This window comes from Stenotrophomonas sp. YJH_SMC_21 (genome assembly GCF_059369555.1).
The window spans coordinates 98,600-124,570 of sequence record NZ_JCAFSU010000007.1; the positions used below are offsets into that span (position 1 = coordinate 98,600).

25 protein-coding genes are annotated in these 25,971 nt (G+C 67.4%); 18 read left to right on the top strand and 7 right to left on the bottom strand.

Going from position 1 to position 25,971, the window contains the following annotated elements; genetic code table 11:
• Positions 1–132 precede the first annotated feature (132 nt).
• Together AC5P67_RS11655 and AC5P67_RS11660 are read right to left on the bottom strand one after the other, a co-directional pair.
• Positions 133–564: a hypothetical protein gene (locus AC5P67_RS11655; RefSeq protein WP_111118156.1), complete on the bottom strand. Its 432-nt coding sequence runs from the start codon at positions 562–564 to the stop codon at positions 133–135.
• Between the two features lie 109 nt (positions 565–673).
• Entirely contained in the window at positions 674–1,591 is a 918-nt protein-coding gene (locus AC5P67_RS11660; RefSeq protein WP_005408112.1) for a LysR family transcriptional regulator, read from the bottom strand.
• Between the two features lie 92 nt (positions 1,592–1,683).
• On the opposite strand from AC5P67_RS11660, the gene AC5P67_RS11665 reads away from it, so the two are divergent.
• Positions 1,684–2,904 (top strand): MFS transporter, encoded by a 1,221-nt coding sequence (locus AC5P67_RS11665; RefSeq protein WP_109337973.1) that lies wholly within the window; start codon positions 1,684–1,686, stop codon positions 2,902–2,904.
• A gap of 64 nt (positions 2,905–2,968) precedes the next feature.
• Here AC5P67_RS11665 and AC5P67_RS11670 read toward each other — a convergent pair whose 3' ends face one another.
• Together AC5P67_RS11670 and AC5P67_RS11675 are read right to left on the bottom strand one after the other, a co-directional pair.
• On the bottom strand, positions 2,969–3,934 hold the full coding sequence (locus AC5P67_RS11670; RefSeq protein ID WP_005408114.1) for a ribokinase: 966 nt from the start codon (positions 3,932–3,934) through the stop codon (positions 2,969–2,971).
• 25 nt (positions 3,935–3,959) lie between these two features.
• Positions 3,960–5,258 (bottom strand): NupC/NupG family nucleoside CNT transporter, encoded by a 1,299-nt coding sequence (locus AC5P67_RS11675; RefSeq protein WP_005408115.1) that lies wholly within the window; start codon positions 5,256–5,258, stop codon positions 3,960–3,962.
• Between the two features lie 193 nt (positions 5,259–5,451).
• On the opposite strand from AC5P67_RS11675, the gene AC5P67_RS11680 reads away from it, so the two are divergent.
• The 6 genes from AC5P67_RS11680 to AC5P67_RS11705 all read left to right on the top strand — a co-directional run bounded on the left by AC5P67_RS11680 (position 5,452) and on the right by AC5P67_RS11705 (position 11,891).
• Entirely contained in the window at positions 5,452–6,423 is a 972-nt protein-coding gene (locus tag AC5P67_RS11680) for an aldo/keto reductase (RefSeq protein WP_044571190.1), read from the top strand.
• 326 nt (positions 6,424–6,749) lie between these two features.
• Positions 6,750–6,944: a hemin uptake protein HemP gene (gene hemP, locus AC5P67_RS11685; RefSeq protein ID WP_005412278.1), complete on the top strand. Its 195-nt coding sequence runs from the start codon at positions 6,750–6,752 to the stop codon at positions 6,942–6,944.
• 154 nt (positions 6,945–7,098) lie between these two features.
• Positions 7,099–9,342, top strand: a complete 2,244-nt coding sequence (locus tag AC5P67_RS11690) for a TonB-dependent hemoglobin/transferrin/lactoferrin family receptor (protein ID WP_349675289.1) — start codon at positions 7,099–7,101, stop codon at positions 9,340–9,342.
• A 4-nt stretch (positions 9,343–9,346) separates the two neighbouring features.
• A complete protein-coding gene (locus tag AC5P67_RS11695) occupies positions 9,347–9,946 on the top strand; it encodes a ChuX/HutX family heme-like substrate-binding protein (protein WP_005408118.1) in 600 nt (199 codons plus the stop codon).
• A gap of 72 nt (positions 9,947–10,018) precedes the next feature.
• On the top strand, positions 10,019–10,945 hold the full coding sequence (locus AC5P67_RS11700; RefSeq protein ID WP_099472857.1) for a DUF6607 family protein: 927 nt from the start codon (positions 10,019–10,021) through the stop codon (positions 10,943–10,945).
• Between the two features lie 529 nt (positions 10,946–11,474).
• Positions 11,475–11,891 (top strand): hypothetical protein, encoded by a 417-nt coding sequence (locus AC5P67_RS11705; RefSeq protein WP_087802802.1) that lies wholly within the window; start codon positions 11,475–11,477, stop codon positions 11,889–11,891.
• A 78-nt stretch (positions 11,892–11,969) separates the two neighbouring features.
• Here AC5P67_RS11705 and AC5P67_RS11710 read toward each other — a convergent pair whose 3' ends face one another.
• Positions 11,970–14,486, bottom strand: a complete 2,517-nt coding sequence (locus tag AC5P67_RS11710; RefSeq protein WP_109337972.1) for an ABC transporter permease — start codon at positions 14,484–14,486, stop codon at positions 11,970–11,972.
• Entirely contained in the window at positions 14,483–15,130 is a 648-nt protein-coding gene (locus AC5P67_RS11715) for an ABC transporter ATP-binding protein (RefSeq protein ID WP_109337971.1), read from the bottom strand. The genes AC5P67_RS11710 and AC5P67_RS11715 overlap by 4 nt, the downstream gene beginning before the upstream one ends.
• Before the next feature lie 75 nt (positions 15,131–15,205).
• Between AC5P67_RS11715 and AC5P67_RS11720 the strand changes: the two genes are divergently transcribed.
• The 3 genes from AC5P67_RS11720 to AC5P67_RS11730 all read left to right on the top strand — a co-directional run bounded on the left by AC5P67_RS11720 (position 15,206) and on the right by AC5P67_RS11730 (position 18,078).
• The gene (locus AC5P67_RS11720; RefSeq protein ID WP_483003331.1) at positions 15,206–15,850 is read left to right on the top strand and encodes an arylesterase; all 645 of its coding nucleotides are present in this window, start codon (positions 15,206–15,208) and stop codon (positions 15,848–15,850) included.
• 87 nt (positions 15,851–15,937) lie between these two features.
• On the top strand, positions 15,938–16,651 hold the full coding sequence (locus AC5P67_RS11725) for a response regulator transcription factor (RefSeq protein ID WP_495214716.1): 714 nt from the start codon (positions 15,938–15,940) through the stop codon (positions 16,649–16,651).
• A gap of 155 nt (positions 16,652–16,806) precedes the next feature.
• Positions 16,807–18,078, top strand: coding sequence for a sensor histidine kinase (locus AC5P67_RS11730; protein WP_495214717.1), 1,272 nt, complete (start codon positions 16,807–16,809; stop codon positions 18,076–18,078).
• Between the two features lie 132 nt (positions 18,079–18,210).
• On the opposite strand, the gene AC5P67_RS11735 is transcribed toward AC5P67_RS11730, so the two are convergent.
• Complete coding sequence (locus AC5P67_RS11735; protein WP_495214718.1) at positions 18,211–18,912, bottom strand: SGNH/GDSL hydrolase family protein; 702 nt, start codon at positions 18,910–18,912, stop codon at positions 18,211–18,213.
• Positions 18,913–19,124: 212 nt separating this feature from the next.
• Here AC5P67_RS11735 and AC5P67_RS11740 point away from each other — a divergent pair, with 212 nt between their 5' ends.
• From AC5P67_RS11740 to AC5P67_RS11775, 8 genes are all read left to right on the top strand, one after another.
• Entirely contained in the window at positions 19,125–19,520 is a 396-nt protein-coding gene (locus AC5P67_RS11740; protein WP_005408126.1) for a diacylglycerol kinase, read from the top strand.
• Between the two features lie 33 nt (positions 19,521–19,553).
• Positions 19,554–20,303: a TerC family protein gene (locus AC5P67_RS11745; protein ID WP_005408127.1), complete on the top strand. Its 750-nt coding sequence runs from the start codon at positions 19,554–19,556 to the stop codon at positions 20,301–20,303.
• A 224-nt stretch (positions 20,304–20,527) separates the two neighbouring features.
• Entirely contained in the window at positions 20,528–21,688 is a 1,161-nt protein-coding gene (locus AC5P67_RS11750; RefSeq protein ID WP_065183607.1) for an MFS transporter, read from the top strand.
• Positions 21,689–22,234: 546 nt separating this feature from the next.
• On the top strand, positions 22,235–22,855 hold the full coding sequence (locus AC5P67_RS11755) for a LemA family protein (protein ID WP_012479189.1): 621 nt from the start codon (positions 22,235–22,237) through the stop codon (positions 22,853–22,855).
• A gap of 3 nt (positions 22,856–22,858) precedes the next feature.
• Complete coding sequence (locus AC5P67_RS11760) at positions 22,859–23,746, top strand: TPM domain-containing protein (protein ID WP_043035668.1); 888 nt, start codon at positions 22,859–22,861, stop codon at positions 23,744–23,746.
• Positions 23,746–24,240, top strand: a complete 495-nt coding sequence (locus tag AC5P67_RS11765; RefSeq protein ID WP_032966445.1) for a TPM domain-containing protein — start codon at positions 23,746–23,748, stop codon at positions 24,238–24,240. The genes AC5P67_RS11760 and AC5P67_RS11765 overlap by 1 nt, the downstream gene beginning before the upstream one ends.
• 51 nt (positions 24,241–24,291) lie before the next feature.
• Positions 24,292–25,179 carry a prolipoprotein diacylglyceryl transferase gene (lgt, locus tag AC5P67_RS11770; RefSeq protein WP_495214721.1) on the top strand — a complete coding sequence of 296 codons (888 nt, stop codon included), beginning with the start codon at positions 24,292–24,294 and terminating at the stop codon, positions 25,177–25,179.
• Entirely contained in the window at positions 25,176–25,970 is a 795-nt protein-coding gene (locus tag AC5P67_RS11775) for a thymidylate synthase (RefSeq protein ID WP_043035669.1), read from the top strand. The genes lgt and AC5P67_RS11775 overlap by 4 nt, the downstream gene beginning before the upstream one ends.
• Position 25,971 lies beyond the last annotated feature (1 nt).

The following is a 25,971-nucleotide window of genomic DNA, read 5'->3' on the forward strand; positions in this document are numbered from 1 at the left end:
CGCGCGCGGCGGTACGGCCGCGTCGGGCGCGGTCCGGTTCAGGCCGATCGGCACCGACCTCATGCCGTACCGGCATCAGCAGATGCTTGACGGTTGCTTCCGCCGCCCCCACGGGCGGGCGATGGTGGGCGGCTACCCCAGGCTCTGCCAGGCCTGGCCGGTACCCAGCGCGAAGGCCAGCCCCAGGCTGAGGCAGACCACTGAACTGACCACCCAGAAGCGCCGGCCGTTGTAGCCGGGCCGGAGCAGGGCCAGCCCGAAGCCCATCGCCGCGCGCAGCAGCAACAGCAGGGCGATGCCCGACAGGACCAGACGGCTGGCCGGCAGCTGCGAATGCCAGCCCGCGGCTGCCAGTGCGTACAGCGTCCAGGCCACCAGCACGGCAGTGATGCCGGCGGTCATCAGCGGCGGCCACCAATGCCCGGCCTGTGCCAGCCGGACCATGCGCTGGCCAGCACCGAAGTACCTGTACCACGCGGCGCCGAAGGCAATGCAGCCGATATGCAGCAAGGCTGCGATGGCACTACCGGCGGCGGCAACCAGCAACCAGGGGAATCCGTCCATGTCCTGCCCACGCTGAAACGCTGCGCGGATGGTGGGTGAGGGGCGGGATGCGGGCAATGCGACCGGCAGTCGCAGCTGTTCGATGCGACCGCCGCCGATGGCGCTTCGCTCAGCGCGGCGGATCGATCTGCAACCCGGCGCCGAGACGGTCCAGGGCCACGTCCACGCGTGGCAGCCGTTGCCGGCCCTGCGGCCACAGCAGGCGCAGCGGCAGGCCGCGGCAGTCCAGTGACGGCAGGATCGAGACCAGGCTGCCGCGCGCCAGCGCGTCATCGACCAGCCAGGTGGCCAGCTGCGCGATGCCGAAGCCGGCCTCGACCGCCGCCACCTGGGCCTCGGCGCTGCCAACCACCAGGCGCGCGCGGGCCTGCAGCGGTGTACTGCGCTGCCTGCCATCGGCCACCTGCCACGGCCCGATGCTGCCGTCCGCGCGTCCGAACAGCACACCGTCATGCCCGGCCAGCTCGGCGGCCGAGCGGGGCTGGCCATGCCGAAGCAGGTAGGCCGGGGAGGCGCAGAAGCGCAGGCATTCGTAACCGAGCAGGCGGCTGCCCAGCGTGGCGGGCAGCGGCTCGGGACCGCCGATGCGCACGGCGAGGTCGACGCCGTCCTCGGCGAGGTCGCTGAAGCGGTCGCTGAAGGTCACCTGCGGATGCAACTGTGGAAACTCTGCGGCCAGCTGCAGCAGCAACGGCCAGACTTTGAGGCGCCCGAAGGTGGCCGGCGCATCCACCCGCAGGCGGCCCACGGGCGCGTCTGCGTGCGAGACCAGCACCGACTCGGCATCGGCCAGCTCGCCCAGCACCCGCACGCAGGTGCGGTAGAAGCCCTCACCGGCCTCGGTCAGGCGAAGGCGGCGCGTGCTGCGTTCGAACAACCGCGCGCCCAGGCGTGCCTCCAGCCGTGCGATGGTCTTGCCCACCGCCGAACTGGTCAGGTGCAGGCGTTCGGCGGCGGCGGTGAAGCTGCCGGCATCGGCGGTGGCGACGAAGGCCTCGATGCCGCGCAGGCGCTCGGTGGGAAGCATGGGGAATTTCTGTCCGGAATCGATGGAAAACATAGCAGCAATCGGAATCCGGGGAGGAAATAGGCTGGCGGCCCCTGTTCTGATGCCCGCCCATGTCCTCCCTCGATTCCGCCGCGGCCGCTGTCCACGCAAACGCCCGCGCACGCCTTTCGGTTGTCCTGCTGGCGGTGTCCGCCTTCGTCATCGTCACCACCGAGTTCCTGATCGTCGGCCTGTTGCCCGCGCTGGCGCGCGACCTTGGTCTGGGCATCGCCCGCGCCGGGCAGCTGGTTACCTTGTTCGCGTTCACCGTGATGCTGGCCGGGCCACCGTTGACCGCGCTGCTGTCACACGTCGGCCGGCGCCGCCTGTTCGTGGCCATCCTGCTGTTGTTCGCGGGTTCCAACGCGCTGGCCGCGATGGCTACGCAGCCGTGGCTGCTGGCGCTGGCGCGGGTGCTGCCGGCACTGGCCCTGCCGGTGTTCTGGGGCACCGCCAGTGAGACTGCTGCGCAGCTGGCCCCTGCAGGGCAGGGCGGTCGTGCGATCGCGCGGGTCTACCTGGGTATCACCGCCGCAATGCTGTTCGGTATCCCACTGGGTACGTTGGCCGCCGACGCCCTCGATTGGCGCGGCAGCTTCTGGCTGTTGGCGGCCCTGTCACTGTTGATGGCCGGCGCGCTGGCGTTGTGGATGCCGGACACCGTGGCCGGACCGCGGCGCGCGCTGGGCGAACAGGCACGAGTACTGCGCCAGCCGCAGTTGCTGGGCGATGTGCTGCTGTCGGTGCTGGTGTTCACCGCGATGTTTGCTGCCTATACCTACCTGGCCGATGTGCTGGAGCGGCTGATGCAGGTACCGGCGGCACAGGTGGGCTGGTGGCTGATGGGCTTCGGAGCTGTCGGGTTGATCGGCAATGCACTGGGTGGGCGCTGGGTCGATCGTGCGCCGCTGGGTGCGACCCTGGTGTTCTGCGCGGTGCTGGCGCTGGGCATGCTGGCCAGTGTCGGCCTTGCCGGCCACGGCACGTTCGTGCTGATCGCACTGGCCCTGTGGGGTGTGGCGCATACCGCATTGTTCCCGCTGTGCCAGGTGCGGGTGATGCGTGCGGCGCCGCAGGCGCAGGCGCTGGCGGGAACCTTGAATGTGTCCGCGGCCAACGCCGGCATCGGCCTGGGCGCGCTGCTGGGAGGTGGCGCCATCGAACGCTTCGGACTTGCCTCGCTGGGCGTGGTGGCTGCTGCCGTGGCGCTGCTGGCAATCGTCGCGGGCCTGCTGCTGCGGCGGCTTGCCCGGTCTCGTTCATCCACGCATGGCGTGGATCTGCCTCATTGAAAGGCAAACAGAAAAGCCCGGGTGTCTGCACACCCGGGCTTCTTCATCCACGCGTGGCGTGGATCTACTTTGCTTCGGCGTCGGCCGGGGTGAAGCGCGGCATCGCCGCTGCAGCGCCTTCCTTCTCGGTCGAGCGACCGGCGAACTGGTTGGCGAAGCGCACGTGGCGGGCGAACGGGGCGTCGGCCACCTGCGCCAGCGACGCGGCCAGCGCACCGTTGAAGGCGTCACCGGCACCGGTGGTGTCGATCGCCTGCACCTGTTCGGCACCGACGCGGTAGTACGGCTGGGTATCGCCGCGCAGGTTCTCGTCGGCATGCGACACGAACACGCCCACCGAACCCAGGGTGACCACCACGGTACCGTTGCCGACCAGCTTGCGGCACAGCGCGTGCAGGCTGGCGCCATCCAGCGCGGCGACGTCGTTGGCATCCACCCGCTCACCGACATGGCGGCCGAGCAGGGCAGCGAACTCGGTCTCGTTCGGGGTGATCACATCGGCCAGCTTGAGCAGGCCGATGGTCGAGGGGGCATCGGCCGGTGCGGTGTTGAGCACGGTGGTGACGCCGGCCTCGCGGGCCGTGGCCAGTGCCGCTTCGATGGTCTGCACCGGCGATTCCAGCTGCACCAGCACCACCCTGGCGCCGGTCAACAGGGCCTGCTGCTGTTGCAGGAAGTCGGTGCTCAGCGCAGCGTTGGCACCCGGGCCGATCACGATGGTGTTGCGGCCACGGGCATCGACGTAGATGCCGGCGGTGCCGGTCGGTTCGCTGCTGGCTTCGGCGATGAGGCCGAAACCATCCTGCGCCGCCAGTTCGCGCGCGGTGGCGCCACCGGCGTCGTCGCCCAGCGCGCACACGAAGTGCGTCTCGGCACCGGCGCGGCAGGCCGCCACGGCCTGGTTGAAGCCCTTGCCACCGGGGCCGGTGCTGTAGCGGCCGGCAATGGTCGCGCCCGGTGCCGGCAGCGACTCGCACCGCCACACGTGATCGACATTGAAGGAACCGACGACAACGACACTGCTGCTCATAGGGAATCTTTTCTCAACCAAGGGTTCAACTGAAGTGCGTCAGCACGCCGGCGATGGTCGCCGTCATGAAGGTGGCAATGGTACCGCCCAGCACCGCGCGCAGGCCGAACTTGGCCAGGTCGTGGCGACGTTCCGGGGCCAGGCCACCGATGCCGCCGATCTGGATCGCGATCGAGCTGAAGTTGGCGAAGCCGCACAGCGCGTAGGTCGCGATCAGGCGACCTTCGCTGGACAGGCTGACGCCAGCCACCTGGCCGTTCACGATCTGCGACAGCTCGGTGTAGGCCACGAACTCGTTGATCACGACCTTCTGGCCGATCAGCGAACCGACGGTGGTGGCATCGGCCCACGGCGTACCGATCACCCAGGCGATCGGGGCCAGCAGGTAGCCGAAGATGGTCGACAGGTTGGTCGGCTTGCCGATCTGCGCAGCCAGGCCGGTCACTTCACCGATCCAGGTCAGCGGGGCGTTCAGCAGCGCGATCAGGGCGATGAAGGCCAGCAGCATCGCGCCGATGTTCAGCGCCAGCTTCAGGCCGTCGCCGGCGCCGGCCGCAGCCGCGTCGATGATGTTGCTGGAGGTCTTTTCGACTTCCATCTTCACCGTGCCGCGGGTGAGCGGGGTGCCGGTTTCCGGGATCAGCAGCTTGGCCACGACCAGGGTGGCCGGCGCGGCCATGATGCTGGCCGCCAGCAGATGCTTGGCGTAGAAGGCCTGCTGCGCTGGGTCGCCGCCGCCAAGCATGCCCACGTAGGCCGCCAGCACGCCGCCGGCGATGTGTGCCATGCCGCCGATCATCATGGTCAGCAGCTCGGACTGGGTCATCCTGGCGATGTACGGGCGCACGGTCAGCGGCGCCTCGGTCTGGCCGATGAAGACGCTGGCGCAGACGCTGGTGGTTTCCGCACCGGATACACGCATGACCTTGGTGATCGCCCACGCCATCACGCGCACGATCGCCTGCATGATGTTCAGGTGGTACATCACCCCCATCAGCGCCGAGAAGAAGATGATGGTCGGCAGCACCTGGAAGGCGAAGATGAAGCCGTAATTCTTGGTGTCCATCAACGAGCCGAAGATGAAACCGGAACCCTCGTTGACGAAGCTCAGCACCTTGACGAAGCCGTGGCCCAGCGCGTCGAACACGTCGCGCCCGCCCGGCACCAGGATCACCAGCGCCGCGAAGGCGATCTGCAGGGTGATACCGGTGGCAACCAGCTTCCAGTCAACCGCGCGCTTGTTATTGGAAAACAACCAGGTGATGCCGATCAGCACCGCCAACCCGAACAGGCCGAAGCCGATCCTGCCCAAACCTTCGACCATGTGAGTGACTCCCCTGGGGCGTCGCGAAAAACGGGAAGCCTAGTGCAGGGCAGGGGCCGGGGCAAGAAAAAGCAGCGTGCGCGCGGCCAACGGTACCGATCAGGCCAGCAACGGCAAGGGCTTGCGGCTGGCGGCGGCAGGTAGAATGGGGGTCGATCCCGGCCCGGATGCGGGCCCGCAGCAGGAGATTCGCATGCAATACCGTCGCCTGGGCTCCACCGGCCTGCCGATTTCCGCCTTGTCCTTCGGCGCCTGGGTGACCTTCGGTGACCAGATCCCGCGTGATGAGGCCCGCAACCTGGTGGCCGCCGCCTGGGATCATGGTGTCAACTTCTTCGACAACGCCGAGGGCTATGCCAACGGCCGTGCCGAACAGGTCATGGGTGACGTGATCGCCGACCTGCGCCTGCCGCGCGACGGTTTCTGCGTGTCCAGCAAGGTGTTTTTCGGCAGCGCCAAGGACCCGCGGCCGACCCAGCGCGGGCTGTCGCGCAAGCACGTGACCGACGCCTGCCACGCTGCACTCAAGCGCCTGCGGGTGGACTACCTGGACCTTTACTACTGCCACCGCCCGGATCCGGACGCGCCGATCGCCGAGACCGTGCATGCGATGGACACCCTGGTGCGGCAGGGCAAGATCCTCTACTGGGGCACCTCGGAGTGGTCGGCGGTGCAGATCCAGCAGGCGCTGGACATCGCCGAGGCGCGCAACCTGCAGGGCCCGTCGATGGAGCAGCCGCAGTACAACCTGCTGCACCGCGAGCGGGTCGAGGTCGAGTACGCGCCGCTGTATGCCGGTGCCGGCCTGGGTACCACCATCTTCTCGCCGCTGGCGTCGGGCCTGCTCACCGGCAAGTACGACCAGGGCATTCCGGCCGATGCACGGCTGGGGCGGGAAGGCATGGAGTGGTTGCAGGACCTGGTGCTGGGGGCCGACGCCGGGGCCCGCCTGGGCCAGGTGCGGCGCTTCAGCGAGGTGGCACGCGCGCTGGGCCACGCCCCGGCCACGCTGGCCATCGCCTGGTGCCTGCGCAACCCGAACGTTTCCAGCGTGATCCTCGGCGCCAGCCGGGTCAGCCAGCTGCTGCAGAACCTGCAGGCACTGGACGTGCTGGAGCAGGTCGACGCGAGCGGCTGGGCGCAGGTGGAAGCCGTCTTCGCCTGAACCCCGGGGCCGACCGGGCCTCGGGGGCCTCGCTCGGGCCGGTTCGGCCGAGGGAACGGGACGGGAACGGGACGGGAACGGGAACGGTAGAGTCGCCTGTCAGTCGACTGCTTCGAATAACCGACTGCTTCGAATAACCGACTGCTTCGAGCAACAGCAGTCGACTAACAGTCGACTCTACACACCTGCCCTGCCATTTAATTGATGCGATCTATCGAATTACGGAACTCGATCATTAATCCCATCAATGAAATTGAGAATGGTTGTTGATTGTCAACTGAGAATCATTATCATTTAACTCGTCCCTCGCACGAGTCCAGATGCTCATGAATGCTCAACCTGTACTGCTGCGCCCCGAAACGCTGACCCTCCGCGATCGACCGGTCCGCGTCGTTCCGCCGGAAGAGGTCATCGACAGCGAAGCCCTGCTCAAGGGCCGTCGTGAAATCCTGATCCAGCACGGCGACCGCTTCTATCGCCTGCGGCACACCAGCAACGACAAGCTGATCCTGACCAAGTAATCGCGGTCTGGTCGCCCGCCTCCCTCCCTCCTGCCGGCAGCGCCGACAGGGTGGGCGACCCGTCCGCTCCCGCTCTCTCCCCCTCGGTCTACCGCGTGCACCTTCCGGGTGTGCCGGTAACCGGGGGTTCCCCTGCCTGACCGAACGAACCCAGATGACCCGCCATACCGCCCTTTGCCTTGCTGTCTGGATGGCGCTGCCGCTGTCCGCCCACGCTGCTGCCACTGCTGCCCCCGATGCGCGCGAATTCGATCGGGTGCAGGTCACTGCCACCCGCACCGAGCGGGCGGTGAGCGACGTGGCGGCAACGGTGGATGTCATCGACCGTGAGCAGATGGACCGGCACCTGGTGCAGGACATCAAGGATCTGGTGCGCTACGAGCCGGGCCTGTCGGTCACCCGCAGCGCGACCCGCTTCGGCCTGGATGGTTTCCGCATCCGTGGCCTGGACGGCAACCGCGTGCGCATCCAGACCGACGGCATCGTCATGCCGACCCGGTTCGACATCGGTTCGTTCGCCAGTTCCAACCGCAACTTCACCGACCTCGATACGCTCAAGCGCGTCGAGATCGTGCGTGGACCGGCCAGCTCGCTGTACGGCTCCGACGCACTCGGTGGCGTGGTCGCGTTCGTGACCAAAGACCCGGCCGACTATCTCAAGGACGGCAAGAACAGCTACTTCGGCCTGAAGTTCGGCTACGACGGTGAGTGGAAGGGCCTGCTCGGCGGTGCCACCGCCGCCTTCGGTGGCGACCACTGGAGCGGCCTGGTCAACGTCAACCATCACCAGGGCCAGGAAACGGACAACAAGGGCACGGTGCGCAGCGACAACGACACCCGCACCGCGTCCAATCCGCAGGATCGCGACGGCCGCAGCCTGCTCAGCAAACTGGTCTATGCACCCAGCGAGGACCAGCGCTTCCGCTTGACCGTGGAAGGCAACGAAGACACGACCGATACCAATGTGCTGTCGGCGATCGCCAGCGTTGCACCGCGCCCCGGCGCGATGGCTGCGGCCACTGGCATGAAGTCCCACGACACCCAGAAGCGCAACCGCGTGTCCTTCGCCCACGAGATGGATGCGCTGGACCAGCCGTTCGCCGACAGCCTGCATTGGCAGGTGTACGCGCAGAACAGCGAAACCCGGCAGCAGACCGACGAGACCCGCACCGACGGCACCCGCCGCCACCGCGTGTTCTCCTTCGACCAGCATGCCTATGGCCTGCAGGCGCAGTTCAACAAGGCGTTCACCACCGGCAGCGTCGAGCACGCATTGACCTACGGTTTCGAAGGCACCCGTACCGAGATCCGCCAGAAGCGCGACGGCTATCAGGTCAGCAAGGCTGGCGTGGTCAGCAACACGGTGCTGCCGGACACCTTCCCGGTGCGTGACTTCCCGATCAGCAAGACCACCGAGCTGGGCCTGTATGCACAGGATGAGATGCGCTTTGCCGATGGCAGGCTGTCGCTGGTGCCGGGCGTGCGCGTGGACCGCTACGAGCTGAAGCCGGAAGTGGACGGCATCTTCGCCGAAGACAACCCGACCACGGCCGTGGCGCAGCTGAAGAAGACCAGCGTGTCGCCGAAGCTGGGCATGGTCTGGCGCTTCACCGACGAATGGTCGCTGTTCGCCGGCTATGCACGTGGCTTCCGTTCGCCGCCGTACAACGACGTCAACATCGGTCTGACCAACGTCGCCTTCCGCTATACCGCCATCGCCAATCCGGACCTGAAGCCGGAAACCAGCGACGGCTACGAACTGGGCCTGCGCTTCATCGCGCCGGCGGCGTACGTCAGCGTCAGCGGCTACTACAACGACTACAAGGATTTCATCCAGTCCAACGTCGATACCGGTCGCAACGCACAGGGTCTGACCGTGTTCCAGTCGCAGAACATCGCCGACGCGCGCATCTATGGCGCGGAAATGAAGGCCGGCATCGAATTCGGCGAACTGAGCCCGGCACTGAAGGGCTGGGCGCTGCGCAGTGCGTTGGCATGGTCGCGTGGTGACAACCGGACCGATGACGAACCGCTGGCCTCGGTCGATCCGCTGCGTGGCACGCTGGGCCTGATGTACGACACCGATACCTGGGGCGTCGAACTGGCCGGTACCTTCGTGCAGCGCAAGAAGCGCCTGCCGCCGCCTGCGGCGCAGACCAATCCGAACGCACCGGCGCCGTTCGTCTACCAGCCGGCCGGCTACGGCGTGCTGGACCTGATGGCGCACTGGAACTTCGCGCCGGGTGCCACCTTCAATGTCGGCGTGTTCAACCTGGCCGACAAGCGCTACATCGAATGGTCGTCGATCACCCCGAGCCTGATCACCGATCGCGCACTGAGCGATCGTTTCAGCAGCCCGGGCCGCACCTTCTCCGCCAGCCTTGCCGTTTCCTGGTGACCTCATGAGCCGAGCACTGTCCGCACGCAGGAATGACTCCATCGCCGCGCCGAACAGCGCGGCCTGGCCGACCCCGGCACAGCTGGCCACGCTCGGCACCGTGTTGTGCCTGTACCACGCCGACGGCAACGAGCTGGGCGGCTGGCGCCAGGCCGTACGCGTACACGCCTGTCAGGGCGTGGACAGCGAGGGCCTGCGCGAAAGCCTGTGCTTCCTTGATGGCCGCGGCCGCTGCGTGTGGCGCCTGTACCTGCTGCCCGACAGCGATTTCCTGGCCTGGGACCGTCTGGTCGCGGCGCTGCCGCCGGGACCGGAACACGATAGCGAGGCGAGCGTTGGCGAACGCCTGTGGCGGCGTTTGGCCGGCCATCTTGGCGGCCAGCGCTGGCGCCTGTGCGCGCTGCGCCTGCATGCCGCCGACGACGGACGCACGCTGGCCGCCAGTCTGTCGACCCTGTCCTCGCTGGGCGCGGCCACCGCGCGCCGCATCGCACGCCTGGAAGGTGCTGAAGGCGAGCTGGCGATCGACGACTGCTGCTGTGCCGACGCCGCCCGGCGTCCGGCGCCCCAGATTCCCGGCGACCTGCCGCTGATCCGCCTGTGACCCTCTCCTGATGGAACGCCCGTTGGCCACGGATGGCCCCTCAATGATCTGCAACCCCGAAGGAAGACCCCGATGAAGCTCCAGACAGCCAGCGCCATGCTGCTGCTCGCCGCCAGCGGCGTGGCCAGCGCGCAGCCCTCCGATATCGCCCGCGACCACGACAGCATCCTCGCCATGCAGGGTGAGTACACCGTGGACTTCGCCTTCGACGAGACCGTGCTGCTGAAGCCGGGCTACGAGCGTGCACCGGCGATGCGCAGCGGCGGCAGTGAAGTGGTCATCGTGGTCGAGGACACCCCGAAGCGCATCGTGCTGCAGCACCTGCTGCTGGATGAAAAGAGCGGCCACATCACCAAGCACTGGCGCCAGGACTGGGTGTACGAAGCACCGAACCGTTTCGAGTTCAGCGCCGACCAGACCTGGAAGGTGCGCAGTATTCCGACGGCGGTGAACCAGGGCGCCTGGACCCAGTGCGTGTACGAAGTGAGCGACGCACCGCGCTACTGCGGCACCGGCACCTGGACCTACACCAACAACGTGCCGAGCTGGACCAGCGATCTGAGCTGGCGCCCGCTGCCGCGCCGTGAGTACACCAAGCGCAGCGACTACAACGCGCTGGCCGTGGTCAACCGCCACACGCTCACGCCCAATGGCTGGACCCACGAACAGTTCAACACCAAGGTGCAGCGCAACGCCGATGGCAGCCAGGTGGAGATCGCACGCGAGTTCGGCTTCAACGACTACGTGAAGACCACCGAGGTCGACTTCACCCCGGCGCGCAACTACTGGAAGGCCACCGCCGGCTACTGGGCCAAGGTTCGCCAGCGCTGGGACGGTTTCCTGACCCAGGCCCCGGGCGTGCACCTGAAGACCAGGATCGACGGCATGGCGATGATCATTCCGCTGTTCACCCAGGCCGAAGCGATCCAGTCCGGCAAGAAGGTGAAGGACAAGCAGATCGACGAAGTGTTCGCCAAGTGCGTGGAAAAGGCCCAGTAGATCCACGCCATGCGTGGATGTGCTTGTTCCTTGAATACTGGGAACGCCGTCATGTGCTTTTGGTAGGTGCCGAGCTTGCTCGGCACGCTTTCCGCGGCGACTGACGCGGCGTCCGCGCGTGGCACCGGACGGAATGGGGTATTGCGCGCAAAAATATGACGCATTTAGCCTCACTTTGCCCCAAGGCCGCTTGCTGGGTCTTGCGGATGCGGTAGGGTGGCGGCCCACGCACCCATTTGTCATCGCGGTCAATGAAACTCTCCGACCTCTGCCGCCCAGCCGGCGCGAAGATGTTCCTGGCATCCAGCCTTGCCGATTTCGAGCTGCACGCGGAAGGGCGTGCTACTCCTTGACGACTTCTACAATTCGGGTTCCGCGAATCGCGTTTGGAAACCGGCGCCGGCACGAATGCGGCAGAAGCGCCTCGGCTGAAGTCCACGCCGTAGTCTCCGTGTTCGAAGGTGCTGGCCTGGCCGGGGGATTACGACGTGGTTGGTGTCTCTGCAAATCCAACGCCTGGAAATGAGGCTTGCTGATGGTCGTTCCAGAACGCCAGATGTTCGATACCTATCTGTCCGATCCGCAGGTCTACGATCGTCTTGAGCAGCATATCCACGACCACTTCATGACGGGAATCAACGCGGCAAGCCTGCGCATTGAAGACTTCCGCAGCCCGCACTACAACACGTTCTTCGTCGATGGCACTAAGGATCGCGATGCCAACCCGATCTTCTCCGCCAAGCACCTGCCCAGCGGCAACATCGTTCGTATCGTCATTTTTGACAGCCCGCCTGAATACAGCGAAGTCCGTAAGCGGGTAGGGGATAACGAGGAGAAGGACGAGCTCTGCCTGTTCATAACGCTTCTGGGCGTGCAGCGCGCGATGAGCACGACCGTGGCCTGGGCCCAGCAACAGGCGTCCATCATCCCGGCCACTCGTCAGTAGACCCACGCCATGTGTGGATGCGCTTAGGTGGAGCGCGCAGCGTACAGCCGGCCCCACCCGCAGCGTGTCACGGCCGCCTCAGGCCTCGCGCAGCGCCAATGCCGGCGGCGTATGCAGGATCGCCCGCGTACCCCACCAGCCTGCCAGCAGGCTCAGCCCGATGCCGACCACGCCGCCGATCAGCAGGCCCGGCCACGGCGGCAGCAATGGCAGCTCGAACACCTTCTGCGAGACTGCCACGCCGATGGCGGCCGCCGCGCCCACCGCGAGCAACGCGGCCAGCGTGCCCAGTGCGCCGAACTCCACGAGCACCGCACCGCGCAGCTGGCGCCGGGTCGCGCCCAGCGTGCGCAGCACCGCGCTGTCGTAGCGACGCTCGCCCGCCGTGGCCTGCAGCGCGGCCAGCAGCACCAGCACGCCGGCCAGCAGGCTGAACACCATCACCAGCTGCACCGCCTGTGCCACCCGTTCCATCACATCGCGCACCTGCGAGATCACCGCGTCCACGTCCAGCAGCGACAGGTTGGGCTGCGCGCGCACCAGCTCGCCCAGTCCGGCTGCCTTGCCGGCCGGCAGGTGGAATGCCGACAGCAGGTTGTGCGGTGTATCGCCCACCGCGTTCGGGTTCAGCAGCACGAAGAAGTTCGGCCGGAAGGTGTTCCAGTCGGCCTTGCGCACACTGGTCACGGTGAACTCGCGCTCCTGCTCGCCTACTGCAATGGTGATGCGGTCGCCCGGATACACGCCGTAGCGCTTGGCCCAGCCGATTTCAACCGACGCCTCCGGCGCCGTGCTGTCGGGCGCCCAGAAGGTGCCGTTCATCAGCGTGTTGGCCGGCGGGAAGCTGCTGCGCCAGCTGAAGTTCAACGGCCGGTTCTCGTCGTCGTCATCGCGCTGGGCTTCGCCTGACGCCGGCTGCCCGCTCTGGTCCGGCGAGCGATCCACGCGCAGCGGCGGCTTGCCGTTAATCGCGATCAGGCGGCCGGTGGCCATCGGTTCGATGCTGGCGTCGTTGGCGCCCAGTCCACGCAGCGTGGCCAGCACGCTGTCGCGCTGTTCGGGCTGGATGTTGATCAGGAAGTAGTTCGGCGTATCCGCGGGCAGGCGTTCGCGCCACTGCTGCAGCAGGCCGGGGCCGGTCACCGCCAGCAGCAACAGCGCGCACAGCGACAGCGACAGCCCGACCAGCTGCATCACCGCCAGCATCCGGCGCCGGGTCAGTGCCGCCAGGCCCAGCCGCCAGTGGCCGTGCAGGCGGTGCTGCAGGCCGCGCAGCAGCTGCAGCAGCACGAAACCGACCACGCCGGCCGCCATCGCCAACGCGGCCAGGCCGCCCAGCACCCATAGCGCCAGCTTGAGATCACCGGTCACCTGCACCGCCAGCAGCAGGCTGGCCGCCAGCGCTGCTACGTAGGCCAGCAGCGAGGCCGGGGGCAGGGCGGCGAAGGAGCGGTTGAGCACGCGCATCGGCGGCACCCCGCGCAGGCGCAGCAGCGGCGGCAGGCCGAAGCCGAACAGCAGCAACAGGCCGATGCCGGCGCCGGTCAGCGCCGGCATTGCCTCGGGTAGCGGCAAGCGCTGCGGCACCAGGCTGCCCAGCACCTGCACCAGGCCTTCCTGCGCGGCCATGCCCAGGCCGATGCCGAGCGCACAGGCCGGCACCGCCAGCATCAGCAGCTGCAGCGCCAGGCCAAGCAGGATGTCGCGCTGGCGCGCGCCCAGGCAGCGCAGGATCGCCACCTGATCGATGCGGCGCAGGGCAAAACGGTTGGCCGCCAGCGCGGTCGCCACGCCGGCCAGCAATACCGCCAGCAGCGCGCTCAGGCCGAGGAAGCGCCCGGCCAGATCGAAGGCCTGGCGCACACCGCGCTGGGTGTCGTCCACGCTCAGCAGGCGAAGGCCTTTTACCTGTGGCAGCAGCCACTGGCGCAACGCGGCAACCTGGTCGGCGGAGCCGGCGAACATGAGCCGGTAGTTGATGCGGCTGCCAGGGCCGAGCAGGCCGGTGCCCTCCACATCGGCGCGGTTGACCAGCAGGGTGGGGGAGAGCGTCAGCAGGTCGCCACCGGTATCCGGTTCGGCCTCGATGATGCCGGCGATGCGCAGCGTGCCAGCGCCGAACTCGAGATCGTCGCCGGCCTTCAGTCCCAGCCCCTGCAGCAGGCGCGGGTCGGCATAGGCCTGGCCCTTGGGCGGCATGCCGGCCTCGGCGACCAGGGCGCCGCCGGGTGTGGCCCGCACCCGCAGCGTGCCACGCAGCGGATAGCCCGCCTGCACCGCCTTGATGCTGGCCATCTGGCTGGCATCACCGTTGAACAGCACGCTGCCGAAGCTGGCGATGCGGGTGAAGGCCAGTCCACGCCGCTGCGCCTCGTCGGCGAATGCCTGCGGCGGGTCATCGCGCCCGGCGATGCCGAGGTCGCCGCCGAGCATTTCCGCCGCGCTGCCGGTCAGTGCCAGGTTGACCCGGTTCACCAGCGTGCCGACCGCGGTCATCACCGCCACGCCCAGCACCAGTGCGGCGAACACGGTCAGCAGGTCACCGGCCAGCGCCTCGCGGCGCAGCGCGCGCCACGCATGCCGCAGCAGGTTCATGCCTGCGCCCCACGCTCGACCGGCAGCAGGCGGCCGTTGTCGATGCGGTGGATGTACTGGCAGCGCTGGGCCAGGCGCAGGTCGTGGGTGACCAGCACCAGAGTGGTGCCGCTGCCGGCGTTGAGTTCGAACAGCAGGTCGCTGATGTGCTGGCCGGTGGCGTGGTCCAGCGAGCCGGTCGGTTCGTCGGCGAACAGGATGCACGGGCGGGTGACGAACGCACGTGCCAATGCCACGCGTTGCTGCTCGCCGCCCGACAACTGGCGCGGATAGTGGCGGGCGCGATGGGCCAGCCCGACCTGGGCCAGCACTTCATCGACCCGCGCCCGGTCTTCGCGTCCGGCCAGTTCCAGCGGCAGCGCGACATTCTCGGCGGCGGTCAGCGCCGGCAGCAGGTGGAAACTCTGGAACACGAAGCCGACCTCACGCGCGCGCAGCTGGGCGCGGGCCTCCTCGTCCAGCGCCGACAGGTCCTGGCCAGCCAGTGCGATGCGGCCGTGACTGGGCAGGTCCAGCCCGGCCAGCAGGCCAAGCAGGGTGGTCTTGCCGGAACCGGAGGCGCCGACGATGGCCACGCTGGTGCCTTCATGGACCGTCAGGGTGATGTTGTCCAGTATGTGGACTTCACCCTCCGGGCCCTGCACGGACTTGCCGACTTGGTCGACGGCGATGGCGACGGGCGCGCTGCGGGGGGACAGGCTGTCGATGAGGAGACTCCAATGCGCAAGACGGGATGGAGCCGGCGAGCCGGCGTGATGATGGTGCTGCTGCTAGGGTTCCTGCTGCTGCCCGGGCTGGCCTGTGCCAAAGGTCCGGCCGGCACCGTGCTGGTCCTCGGCGACAGCCTCAGTGCAGCCCACAATATCCCCGCCGACGCCGGCTGGGTCAGCCTGCTGCAGCAGCGGGTCAGGCAGCAGTCGAAAACCCCGGCGCGCATCGTCAACGCCAGCATGAGCGGGGAAACCACCGCCGGCGCGCTGACCCGCCTGCCGGGCCTGCTGGCGAAGGAAAAACCGGCCGTGGTGGTGATTGCCCTCGGCGGCAACGACGCACTGCGCGGGCTGACCCCGGCGCAGGTGCAGGGCAACCTGGAAAAGATGGTGCAGGCCAGCCAGAAGGCCGGTGCCAAGGTGCTGCTGCTGGGCATCGACGTGCCGCCCAACTACGGTCCGGCCTATCGCCAGCGCCTGGCGGCGGCCTACAAGGCGCTGGCCACGCAGTACAAGGTGCCGCTGCTGCCCTTCCTGCTGGAGGGCGTGGCGCTGCAGCCGGGCATGATGCAGGCCGACGGCCTGCACCCGACCGCACAGGCGCAGCCGAAGGTGCTGGACAACGTCTGGCCGCTGCTGCGCCCCCTGCTCTGAACGATTTACATCCCTCTTGACGGAACTTCACATCGCGTCCACCGTCGATCCGGCATGTTTCACAAAGCTGAAGTTAGAGGGAATCACATGCGTCAGACGAAGGAGACCTCCGGCTTGGTGCTGGTGGTCGAAGACAACCGCAACATCTCCGAGATGATCGGGGAATACCTGGAAGGTCGCGGCTTCGAAGTCGACTATGCACAGGACGGCCTGGATGGCTACCGCCTTGCGGCGGAAAACAGCTATGACGTCGTGGTGCTCGACTTGATGTTGCCGCGCCTGGATGGCATCGAAGTGTGCCGTCGCCTGCGCAACGATGCGCGCAAGTCCACCCCGGTGCTGATGCTCACGGCACGCGACACGCTGGACGACAAGCTCACCGGCCTCGGTTTCGGCGCCGATGACTACCTGACCAAGCCGTTCGCGATCCAGGAGCTGGAAGCCCGCCTGCGCGCGCTGATCCGCCGCGAGCGTCGCCAGGTCGGTTCGGAAGTGCTGAAGGTTGCCGACCTGGTGCTCGATCCGGTCAGCATGCGTGCCACCCGTGCCGGTACCGAGCTGCAGCTGTCGCCGATCGGCCTGCGCCTGCTGACCATCCTGATGCGCGAATCGCCGCGCGTGGTCACCCGCCAGGAGATCGAACGCGAGATCTCGGGCAACGGCCTGCCGGATTCGGACACCCTGCGCAGCCACCTGTACAACCTGCGCAAGATCATCGACAAGCCGTTCGACCGTCCGCTGCTGCATACCGTGCAGAGTGCCGGCTACCGCATTGCCGACATCGCCCAGCCGATGGCCTGAGCAGGCTCGCGCCGGTGCAGCCGCAGGCCGGGCCGGGCTGCGGCCGGGCACACGGGCAGGGGATGACCGTCCGGCAGTGCCGCCGGTCATCGCCCGTGCATCCCAACGGCGCGGTGCGCTGCCTATAATCGCAGCGCTCTGACCGGGACCCCGCAATGCCGCACGGCCTGCCGCGCAAGATCCGTATCGCTTTCATCCTGCAGGCAGTGCTGGCCAGCCTGGGCATCCTGCTCGGTGCGTGGCTGGTTTCGCTGGTGATCAAGCACAGCCTGGTCGGCGCCGCCCTGCGTGAGGAGGCGGCGTACTTCTGGACGCTGCACGAGGCCTCGCCGGTGCAGCCGCCACCCAACACCCAGAACATCCGTGGCTACCTGCTGGAAAGCGGGCAGTCGGCCCTGTCGTTGCCGGCCAACCTGCGCAACCTGGAGCCGGGCTTCCACGAACTGCGTGGGGACGACCAGCTGGTGCTGGTCGATGTGCGCCCGGCCGGCCGCCTGTATCTGGTATTCCTGCGTTCGCGCGCGGAGATGCTGGCGTTCTGGTTCGGCATCGTGCCGGTGCTGCTGACCCTGCTGGCGGTGTATGGCGCCAGCTGGGTCACCTATCGTGCTTCCAAGCGCCTGGTGTCGCCGGTGAACTGGCTGGCGCGGCGCGTCTCACGCTGGGACCCGGGGCATCCGGAAGCGGCCGACCTGGAGCCCAACAAGCTGCCGGCGGACATGCAGGGCGAGACCCGGCAGCTGGCGGCCGCGTTGCACTCGCTGGCCAACCGGGTCAGCGCGCACGTGGCACGCGAGCGCAACTTCACCCGCGATGCCAGCCATGAACTGCGCACGCCGCTGACCGTCATCCGCGTTGCCAGCGACATGGCACTGGGTGATGAAAGCCTGCAGCCGCGCCTGCGCCGCAGCCTGCAGCGCATCCAGCGGGCCGGCCGCGACATGGAAGCGGTGATCGATGCGTTCCTGATCCTGGCCCGCGAGGCAGACGTCGAACCGCAGATCGAGCTGTTCGACGTCAACGACATCGTCCGCTATGAAGTGGACAACGCCAACGAACTGCTGGGGGCTCGCCCGGTGTCGGTGCACCTGCACAGCGATGGCCCGGTGCAGCTGCATGCGCCGCCGCGGGTGCTGCAGGTGGTGGTCAGCAACCTGGTGCGCAATGCATGCAGCTACACCGACGAGGGGCGCATCGACGTGCATGTGCACAACGACCGGGTGGTGGTGCACGATACCGGCATCGGCATGTCCCCCGAAGCGCTGTCACGGGCGTTCGAACCGTTCTATCGCGCCGAACCCAGCCGGCCGCAGGGTACCGGCTTGGGCCTGTCGATCGTACGCAGGCTGTGTGATCGCTTCGGCTGGAAAGTCAGCCTGGCCAGCGAGCCGGGTCAGGGCACCGAAGCGACGGTGGTGTTCCGCTGACCCGGCGCCTGCTGCCTTGGTAGTTGCCGACCTCGGTCGGCGCTTTCAGCAGGATTCACGCCAGTGTCCCATGCCAACCAAGGTTGGCATCTACCGGAGCGCGTGCGTGGCGCCCTCCGGCGCACGTCCGCCTCAGTTGCAGTTGACCTTCGGCGCCAGCGCCTTGGTCCAGATGTCATAGCCGGCCGGGGTCATGTGCAGCATGTCCTCGCGGAACAGCGTTGCATCCGGCTGGCCATCCGCGCGCAGCATCGGCGTGTAGATGTCGGTGAAGCCGGTGTTGGGCAGCTTGGCCAGCGCGGCCTTGATCAGCGTGTTGGCCTCGTTGATCGCCGGCAGCAGGTGCGCACGCGACGGGCTTGGCTTGATCGACAGGTACTCGACCTTGGTCTTCGGCAGGTCGCGATGCACGCGCTGCACGAAGGCGACCACGTCGTCGCGGACCTGGGTCGCGGTGCGGCCGCTGTTGAGGTCGTTGTCACCGGCGTAGAAGAACACCTTGCACGGCGCATACGGCACCACGATCTGGCCGGCATACCAGGTGCTGTCACGCACTTCCGAGCCGCCGAAACCGCGGTTGAATACAGGCTGGCCGGGGAAGTCGGTGGCCAGGCTCTCCCAGAAGCGGATGGAGGAGCTGCCGATGAATTCGATGCCACCGCGGGGCGGCGGGTTGGCCTGGTCGGCGCTGGCGAACCGGGCCATGTCGCCGGCCCAGGCCACGTTGGAGACCTGTTCAGGTACCCGGGGCGACGTGGTCGGGCCCAGGGCCTGGGCCAGCGGTGCGGCGGTCAGCAGGCCCAGCATCAGCAGGCAGGTATGGCGACGGGACATCAGGCGCTCCAGCAGGGAAGGGAACGCCATCATAGAAGCTGGGGCGGGCCGGGGCTTGCCCCTGGCGGTCCATTCACCGGGCCGGTGCCGGGATGCGGCTGGCGGCCTTGTGGCAAAATGGCGGCCATCTGCCTATTCCTGTGCACCCATGATTCCCTGCCGTGCGTCTGAGCGGTCGCTGCGCCGCGCCCCTGTTGCTGGATGTTCCACCCGTGGCTGATCAGTTCGGCCATCTGCCGCGCGGCCCGCGCCGCATCTTCCAGGCCGCCCGCTGGTCCTGGCAGGGCCTGCGCGCCGCCTGGCTGCACGAATCGTCGTTCCGGCTGGAGGTCTACCTGCTGATCCTGCTGGCGCCGGTCGCGGTCTGGCTGGGGCAGACGCCGGTCGAGCGTGCGCTGATGATCGGTTCGATGCTGCTGGTGCTGGCGATGGAACTGGCCAACTCGGCGATCGAGGCGGTGATCGAACGTTACGGCAGCGAAATCCACGAGTTGGCTGGCCGCGCCAAGGACATGGGCTCGGCGGCGGTGTTCGTGCTGATGATGAACGTGCTGTTGTGCTGGGCCCTGGTCGTGGTTCCACACGCGCTGGCCGGCAGCTACGGCTGAAACCCCATTCCCCCACTGCCTTGAAGAGATTCCATGTCCTTTGAGTTCCTCGCCGACCCCAATGCCTGGGTAACCCTGTTCACGCTCAGCGCGCTGGAAATCGTGCTCGGCATCGACAACCTGGTGTTCATTTCCATCGCGGTCAGCAAGCTGCCAGAAGAACGTCGCCCGTTCGCACGCAAGCTCGGTATCGCCGTGGCCTGCATCACCCGTATCGGTCTGCTGGTGTCGCTGGCGTATCTGGCGCACATGGCGGCCAACCTGTTCACGGTGGCCGGCATGGGCATCTCCATCCGTGACCTGGTGCTGATCGTCGGTGGCCTGTTCCTGATCATCAAGGGCTGCATGGAGATCAAGGAACTGATCAGCGGTGGCGAGGATGAAGATCCGAGCACCACCAAGGCCTCGGCCGTGTTCGGCTACGTGATCGCGCAGATCGCGGTGATCGACATCGTGTTCTCGCTGGACTCGGTGATCACCGCGGTTGGCATCGCCGACCACATCCCGGTCATGGTCGCCGCCATTCTGCTGTCGGTGTTGGTGATGCTGCTGGCCGCCAACCCGCTGGGCCGCTTCATCGACGCCAACCCGACAGTGAAGATGCTGGCGCTGGCCTTCATCCTGATGATCGGTGCGGTGCTTATCCTGGACGGCCTGGACGTGCACGTGCCCAAGCCCTACATCTACGCCGCGATGGGCTTCTCGGTGCTGGTGGAATGGCTGAACCTGCTGATGCGCCGTCGCGCCCGCGAGCACAACGTGCCGGGCGCCGGCAACTGGTAAGCGCCTCTGGCATGTAAGTCCCTCAGAACCCCCGGCCCGGCCGGGGGTTCTGCGTTTGTGGGGGGCACGGCTCTGCTACGGTGCTGCGGTTTTTGCACTTGTAGCGGGTTTCCGTGCCCCACTTGTGAACCAGAATCAACAGTGTTTTCCCGGGGCGAGGCTTAATCCGCCACAGCAAAGCGCGCAGGCTACGCACTCCCGAATCCCTCCCCCAGGACCCCCCCATGAATTCCAGAGCCGCCTTGCTGGCGCTTGCCGTCGGCGCCTTCGCCATCGGAACCACCGAGTTTGCGCCGATGGGCCTGTTGCCGGTCATCGCCGACGGCGTGGGCGTGGGCATTCCCACTGCCGGCATGCTGATCACCGCTTACGCCGTGGGCGTGATGCTGGGCGCACCGGTGATGACCCTGCTGATGGGACGGTTCGGCAAGCGCACCGCGCTGATGCTGCTGATGTCGATCTTCGTGGTCGGCAACCTGCTCTCGGCACTGGCCCCGAACTACGGCCTGCTGTTGCTGTCGCGCCTGGTCACCAGCCTCAACCACGGTGCCTTCTTCGGCATCGGTGCGGTGGTTGCCGCCAGCCTGGTGCCGAAGGACAAGCAGGCCGCCGCCGTGGCCACCATGTTCATGGGCCTGACCATCGCCAATATCGGCGGCGTGCCGCTGGCCACGTGGGTGGGCCAGCAGCTGGGCTGGCGCCTGTCTTTCGCCGGCACCGCGGTGCTGGGCGTGGTAGCGATCACCGCGCTGGGCCTGGCCCTGCCGGCATCGGCACCGGGCCCGCGCCCGGACGTGCGCCGCGAGATGAAGGCCATCCTGCAGCCGCAGGTACTGCTGGCGATGGGCACCACGGTGCTCGGCGCGGGTGCGATGTTCACCCTCTACACCTACGTGGCGCCGGTGCTGACCGAACTGACCGGTGCCTCCAACGCCTTCATCGCGATGTCGCTGGCGCTGATCGGTATCGGCTTCACTTTCGGCAACGGCATCGGCGGGCGCATGGCCGACTGGTCGCTGGACGGTGCCACGCGCATCCTGCTGGCAGTCCTGGCCCTGCTGATGTTCGTGCTGCCGCTGGCCTTCATGAGTCACGCCACCGCGGCGCTGGGCGTGCTGCTGTTCGGCGCGGCGACCTTCGCCATCGTGCCGCCGTTGCAGATCCGGGTGATGCAGGCGGCGAGCGAGGCGCCGGGCCTGGCGTCGTCGATCAACGTGGGTGCGTTCAACCTGGGCAATGCTGTGGGTGCCGCGCTGGGGGGCGCGGTGATCAGCTCGGGTTTGGGTTACGCGGCGATTCCGGTGGCCGGTGGCCTGCTGGCGGCATCGGGCCTGCTGCTGGCATGGCTGGGGCGTCCCCGCACTGCGGTGGCTGAAGCCTGCTGAGGGGTGTTGGATTCCGGCAGGGCTTGCAGCCCTGCACCCGCTGCAATCAACGTCAACGTCAACGGCAAAAGCCTGCATTCCGTGGGTTGGCGGGGTGGGTCCGGTTGAGGGGGACGCTGCAAGTACGTCCATGTAAGCTCGGTCGCCGCATCCATGCGGCTCACGCCCCCACAACCGGACCCACCCCGCCTTCGACAGATTCCCGCGGTCTGTCGGAACGGCGTTCTGCTCTGGTAGGTGTCGACCTTGGTCGACACGAATGCCTGAAGAACCGCGTTTTGCTTTTGATTTTTTCTTTTGATCTTCCCGCGGTGCGCAGGAAATTGTCCGTGGCCGGGAGGGTGGGTTGGCTGGGGGCGTGAGCCGCATGGATGCGGCGATCGAGCTTACATGGACGTACTTGCAGCGCCCCCCAGCCAACCCCCCCTCCCGCCCGACCCCGATAACGCTTCCTCGCCAACCACCGCGGAGGGGGCGGCGCCCGATGGCCGGTCTTTCACCCGAACCGTGGCATGCTCGGTGCCCAGTCCACCCGGAACCTCCGCCATGCGCCTGTTCACCCGTGTCCTGCCCCTGATGCTGCTGGCCTCCCTGCTGTCCGGCTGCGGCTACAACGCCATCCAGCAGAAGGATGAAGCGGTCAAGGCCAGCTGGTCCGAAGTGCTCAACCAGTACAAGCGCCGCGCCGATCTGGTGCCCAACCTGGTGCAGACCGTGAAGGGCTTCGCCAGCCAGGAAGAGCGCGTGCTGACCGAAGTCACCAACGCCCGCTCGCGTGTTGGCCAGATCAACGTCAACGCCGACGACGAAGCCTCGCTCAAGCAGTTCCAGCAGGCCCAGGGTGAACTCGGCAGCGCACTGTCGCGGCTGCTGGTGGTCACCGAGAATTACCCGGTGCTGAAGTCGGACCAGAACTTCCGCGACCTGCAGGCCCAGCTGGAAGGCACTGAAAACCGCATCACCGTCGCCCGCGGCCGCTACATCCAGCAGGTGCAGGACTACAACACCTACATCCGCTCGTTCCCGCAGGTGATCACCGCCAAGATCTTCGGTTACAAGACCAAACCGAACTTCACCGTGGAAAACGAAGCGCAGATCTCCAACGCGCCGGCGGTCGATTTCGGCAGCGCGCCGCAGCAGCAGCCGGCACCGCAGCCGGGCCACTGACCCATGCGCCTGGCCACTGCGCTCCTGGCCCTGCTGCTATGGCTGCCGCTGGCATCGCACGCCCAGCAGCTGGCGCCGATTCCGGCGCTGGATTCGCCGGTGGTCGACGCCACCGGCACGCTGGATGCCGCGCAGAAGCAGGCGCTGGTACAGCAGGCGCTGGACCTTCAGCAGCGCAAGGGCAGCCAGCTGCAGGTGCTGGTGGTAGCCACGACCCAGCCGGAAGACATCGCGCAGTACACCACGCGGGTCTTCGACCAGTGGCAGATCGGCCGCAAGGGCGTGGACGACGGGGTGCTGCTGGTGGTGGCCAAGGACGACCGGCGCGTGCGCATTGAACCCGGTTATGGTCTGGAGGGAGCGATTCCCGATGCCATCGCCAACCGGGTCATCCAGGAATACCTGGTGCCGCGCTTCCGCAGCGGCGACTACGCCGGTGGCATCACCGACGCCACGGCGGTGCTGGTCAAGCTGATCGACGGGGAAGCGCTGCCGGCGCCGGTCAGCGGCCATCGCGGGCGTGAGCCCAGCGGCGGTGGCGATACCTGGTTCCTGGCGCTGTTCATCGGTGTGTTCGCCGGCAGCATCCTGCGCGGGATCTTCTCGCGCGTGCCGCGTCCGCTGCGTGGCCTGCTCGGCGGTGCCGGCGCGGCGCTGGCGGCATTCCTGTTCACCTCCACACTGCTCGCCAGTGGCCTGGCTGGCGTCGTGGGCCTCATTGTTGCCATGCTCTCCGGTCACCCGGGCCGCTTTGCCGGTGGCGGTGGCTGGGGTGGTGGCAGCTGGGGCGGCGGAGGCGGCTTCGGCGGGGGCGGTGGATTCGGCGGCGGCGGCGGTTGGGGCGGCGGCGGTGGCCGCTCCGGCGGTGGCGGTGCTTCGGGGGGCTGGTGATGATCCAACGACTGTGTCGTCATGTATTTTCGCCGTCTGTACGGCGCGCGTTCCCGCCGGCCACGCTGCAGGCGATCACCGAGGCCATCGCAGCCGGTGAGCAGCGCCACGGTGGTCAGGTGATGTTCGCGGTGGAAGCGGACCTGCCGCTGGCCGCGCTGTGGCACAAGGTCACCCCGCGCCAAGCCGCCGAACATGCCTTCGCGCGCCTGCGCACCTGGGATACCACCCACAACAACGGTGTGCTGATCTACCTGCTGCTGGCCGACCACGCCATCGAGATCGTCGCCGACCGTGGCCTGCAGGGCCGGGTCAGCCCGGCACAATGGCAGCGGGTCTGCACCCACCTGCGCGAGGGCCTGCGTGGCTCCCATCCGGTGGAAGCGCTGCAGGATGCCATCGACGAGGTTTCCAGCCTGATCGAAGGGCACTTTCCGGCCTCGACCCGGTCGAACGATGACGCGTTGCCGAACTCGCCCCAGCTCCTTGGTTGAGCCGGGGCGGCACTGGCCCGAGAATAGGCGTTCAACCGCAAGGCACCTTCCATGATCTATTTCCACGACATCGACCCCATCGCCCTCTCGCTGGGGCCGATCAAGGTGCATTGGTACGGCATCATGTACCTGCTCGGCTTCACCGCGGCCTGGCTGCTGGGCCGCAAGCGCATTGCCGACGGGCGCCTGCCGGGCGTTGATGCCAACGGCTTCTCCGACCTGCTGTTCTACGCCATGCTTGGCGTGGTGCTGGGCGGGCGCATCGGCTACATGCTGTTCTACGCGCTGGGCGATTTCCTGCACAACCCGCTGCTGCTGTTCAAGGTGTGGGATGGCGGCATGAGTTTCCACGGCGGCCTGCTGGGCGTGCTGGGCGCTTGCTGGTGGTGGTCGCGCAAGCACAAGCTGCATTTCTTCGACACCATGGATTTCATGGCGCCGCTGGTACCGCTGGGCCTGGGCTTCGGGCGCATCGGCAACTTCATCGGTGCCGAGCTGTGGGGCAAGTACACCGACGGTACCTGGGGTGTGGTGTTCCCGTCCGGCCTGCCGGCACCGCTGAACCAGCTCGACCACGCGACCCTGCAGGCGCAGTTCGCCACCGGCGCGCTGAACCAGTTCGCGCGCCATCCGTCGCAGCTGTATGAAGCCTTCCTGGAAGGCCTGGTGATGTTCGTGGTGCTGTGGGCCGTGTCGGCCAAGCCGCGCCACCGTTACCTGGTCGGCGGTCTGTTCGCGCTGATGTACGGACTGTTCCGCTTCGCGGTGGAGTTCGTGCGCATGCCCGACAACGGCGTCTACGTGGCCTTCGACTGGCTGACCCGCGGCCAGATCCTCAGCCTGCCGCTGATCGCTTTCGGCCTGGTGCTGCTGGTGATGTCGCGCCGTGCGCCGGTACTGCAGCCGCAGCTGCCGGTGGCTGCCGGGGGCAAGGCATGAAGGCTTACCTGGACCTGCTCTCGCATGTGCTCGAGCACGGCGCCGAGAAGAGCGATCGCACCGGCACCGGCACCCGCAGCGTGTTTGGCTGGCAGATGCGCTTCGATCTCAATGAAGGTTTCCCGCTGGTCACCACCAAGAAGCTGCACCTGCGCTCGATCATCCACGAGCTGCTGTGGTTCCTGAAGGGCGACACCAACATCGGCTACCTGAAGGACAACCAGGTGCGGATCTGGGACGAGTGGGCCGACGAGAACGGCGATCTCGGCCCGGTGTACGGCAAGCAGTGGCGCAGCTGGGTCACCGCCGATGGCCGTGAGATCGACCAGATGCAGTGGCTGGTCGACGAGATCAAGCGCAACCCCGATTCGCGGCGGCTGGTGGTCAGCGCCTGGAACGTGGGCGAGCTTTCGCAGATGGCGCTGATGCCGTGCCACAACCTGTTCCAGTTCTACGTGGTGGACGGCAAGCTCAGCTGCCAGCTGTACCAGCGCAGCGGCGACATCTTCCTCGGCGTGCCGTTCAACATCGCCAGCTACGCGCTGCTGACCCACATGGTGGCGCAGGCCACCGGCCTGGGCGTGGGCGATTTCGTGCATACGCTGGGCGACGCGCACCTGTATTCGAACCACTTCGAGCAGGCGCGCGAGCAGCTGTCGCGTGAACCGCGCGCGCTGCCCAAGCTGTGGTTGAACCCGGAGGTGACCGATCTGTTCGGCTTCCAGTTCGACGACATCCGCATCGACGGCTACGATCCGCACCCGGCCATCAAGGCGCCGGTGGCGGTATGAG

Coding starts and splice junctions, on each gene's coding strand:
- AC5P67_RS11665 (WP_109337973.1), top strand. CDS start 1,684: ATGTCCTCCCTCGATTCCGCCGCGGCCGCTGTCCACGCAAACGCCCGC.
- AC5P67_RS11730 (WP_495214717.1), top strand. CDS start 16,807: ATGCCGCACGGCCTGCCGCGCAAGATCCGTATCGCTTTCATCCTGCAG.
- AC5P67_RS11760 (WP_043035668.1), top strand. CDS start 22,859: ATGCGCCTGGCCACTGCGCTCCTGGCCCTGCTGCTATGGCTGCCGCTG.
- AC5P67_RS11680 (WP_044571190.1), top strand. CDS start 5,452: ATGCAATACCGTCGCCTGGGCTCCACCGGCCTGCCGATTTCCGCCTTG.
- AC5P67_RS11725 (WP_495214716.1), top strand. CDS start 15,938: ATGCGTCAGACGAAGGAGACCTCCGGCTTGGTGCTGGTGGTCGAAGAC.
- AC5P67_RS11660 (WP_005408112.1), bottom strand. CDS start 1,591: ATGCTTCCCACCGAGCGCCTGCGCGGCATCGAGGCCTTCGTCGCCACC.
- AC5P67_RS11700 (WP_099472857.1), top strand. CDS start 10,019: ATGAAGCTCCAGACAGCCAGCGCCATGCTGCTGCTCGCCGCCAGCGGC.
- AC5P67_RS11675 (WP_005408115.1), bottom strand. CDS start 5,258: ATGGTCGAAGGTTTGGGCAGGATCGGCTTCGGCCTGTTCGGGTTGGCG.
- AC5P67_RS11755 (WP_012479189.1), top strand. CDS start 22,235: ATGCGCCTGTTCACCCGTGTCCTGCCCCTGATGCTGCTGGCCTCCCTG.
- AC5P67_RS11670 (WP_005408114.1), bottom strand. CDS start 3,934: ATGAGCAGCAGTGTCGTTGTCGTCGGTTCCTTCAATGTCGATCACGTG.
- AC5P67_RS11690 (WP_349675289.1), top strand. CDS start 7,099: ATGACCCGCCATACCGCCCTTTGCCTTGCTGTCTGGATGGCGCTGCCG.
- AC5P67_RS11655 (WP_111118156.1), bottom strand. CDS start 564: ATGGACGGATTCCCCTGGTTGCTGGTTGCCGCCGCCGGTAGTGCCATC.
- AC5P67_RS11735 (WP_495214718.1), bottom strand. CDS start 18,912: ATGTCCCGTCGCCATACCTGCCTGCTGATGCTGGGCCTGCTGACCGCC.
- AC5P67_RS11775 (WP_043035669.1), top strand. CDS start 25,176: ATGAAGGCTTACCTGGACCTGCTCTCGCATGTGCTCGAGCACGGCGCC.
- AC5P67_RS11745 (WP_005408127.1), top strand. CDS start 19,554: ATGTCCTTTGAGTTCCTCGCCGACCCCAATGCCTGGGTAACCCTGTTC.
- AC5P67_RS11765 (WP_032966445.1), top strand. CDS start 23,746: ATGATCCAACGACTGTGTCGTCATGTATTTTCGCCGTCTGTACGGCGC.
- AC5P67_RS11710 (WP_109337972.1), bottom strand. CDS start 14,486: ATGAACCTGCTGCGGCATGCGTGGCGCGCGCTGCGCCGCGAGGCGCTG.
- lgt (WP_495214721.1), top strand. CDS start 24,292: ATGATCTATTTCCACGACATCGACCCCATCGCCCTCTCGCTGGGGCCG.
- hemP (WP_005412278.1), top strand. CDS start 6,750: ATGAATGCTCAACCTGTACTGCTGCGCCCCGAAACGCTGACCCTCCGC.
- AC5P67_RS11720 (WP_483003331.1), top strand. CDS start 15,206: ATGCGCAAGACGGGATGGAGCCGGCGAGCCGGCGTGATGATGGTGCTG.
- AC5P67_RS11750 (WP_065183607.1), top strand. CDS start 20,528: ATGAATTCCAGAGCCGCCTTGCTGGCGCTTGCCGTCGGCGCCTTCGCC.
- AC5P67_RS11695 (WP_005408118.1), top strand. CDS start 9,347: ATGAGCCGAGCACTGTCCGCACGCAGGAATGACTCCATCGCCGCGCCG.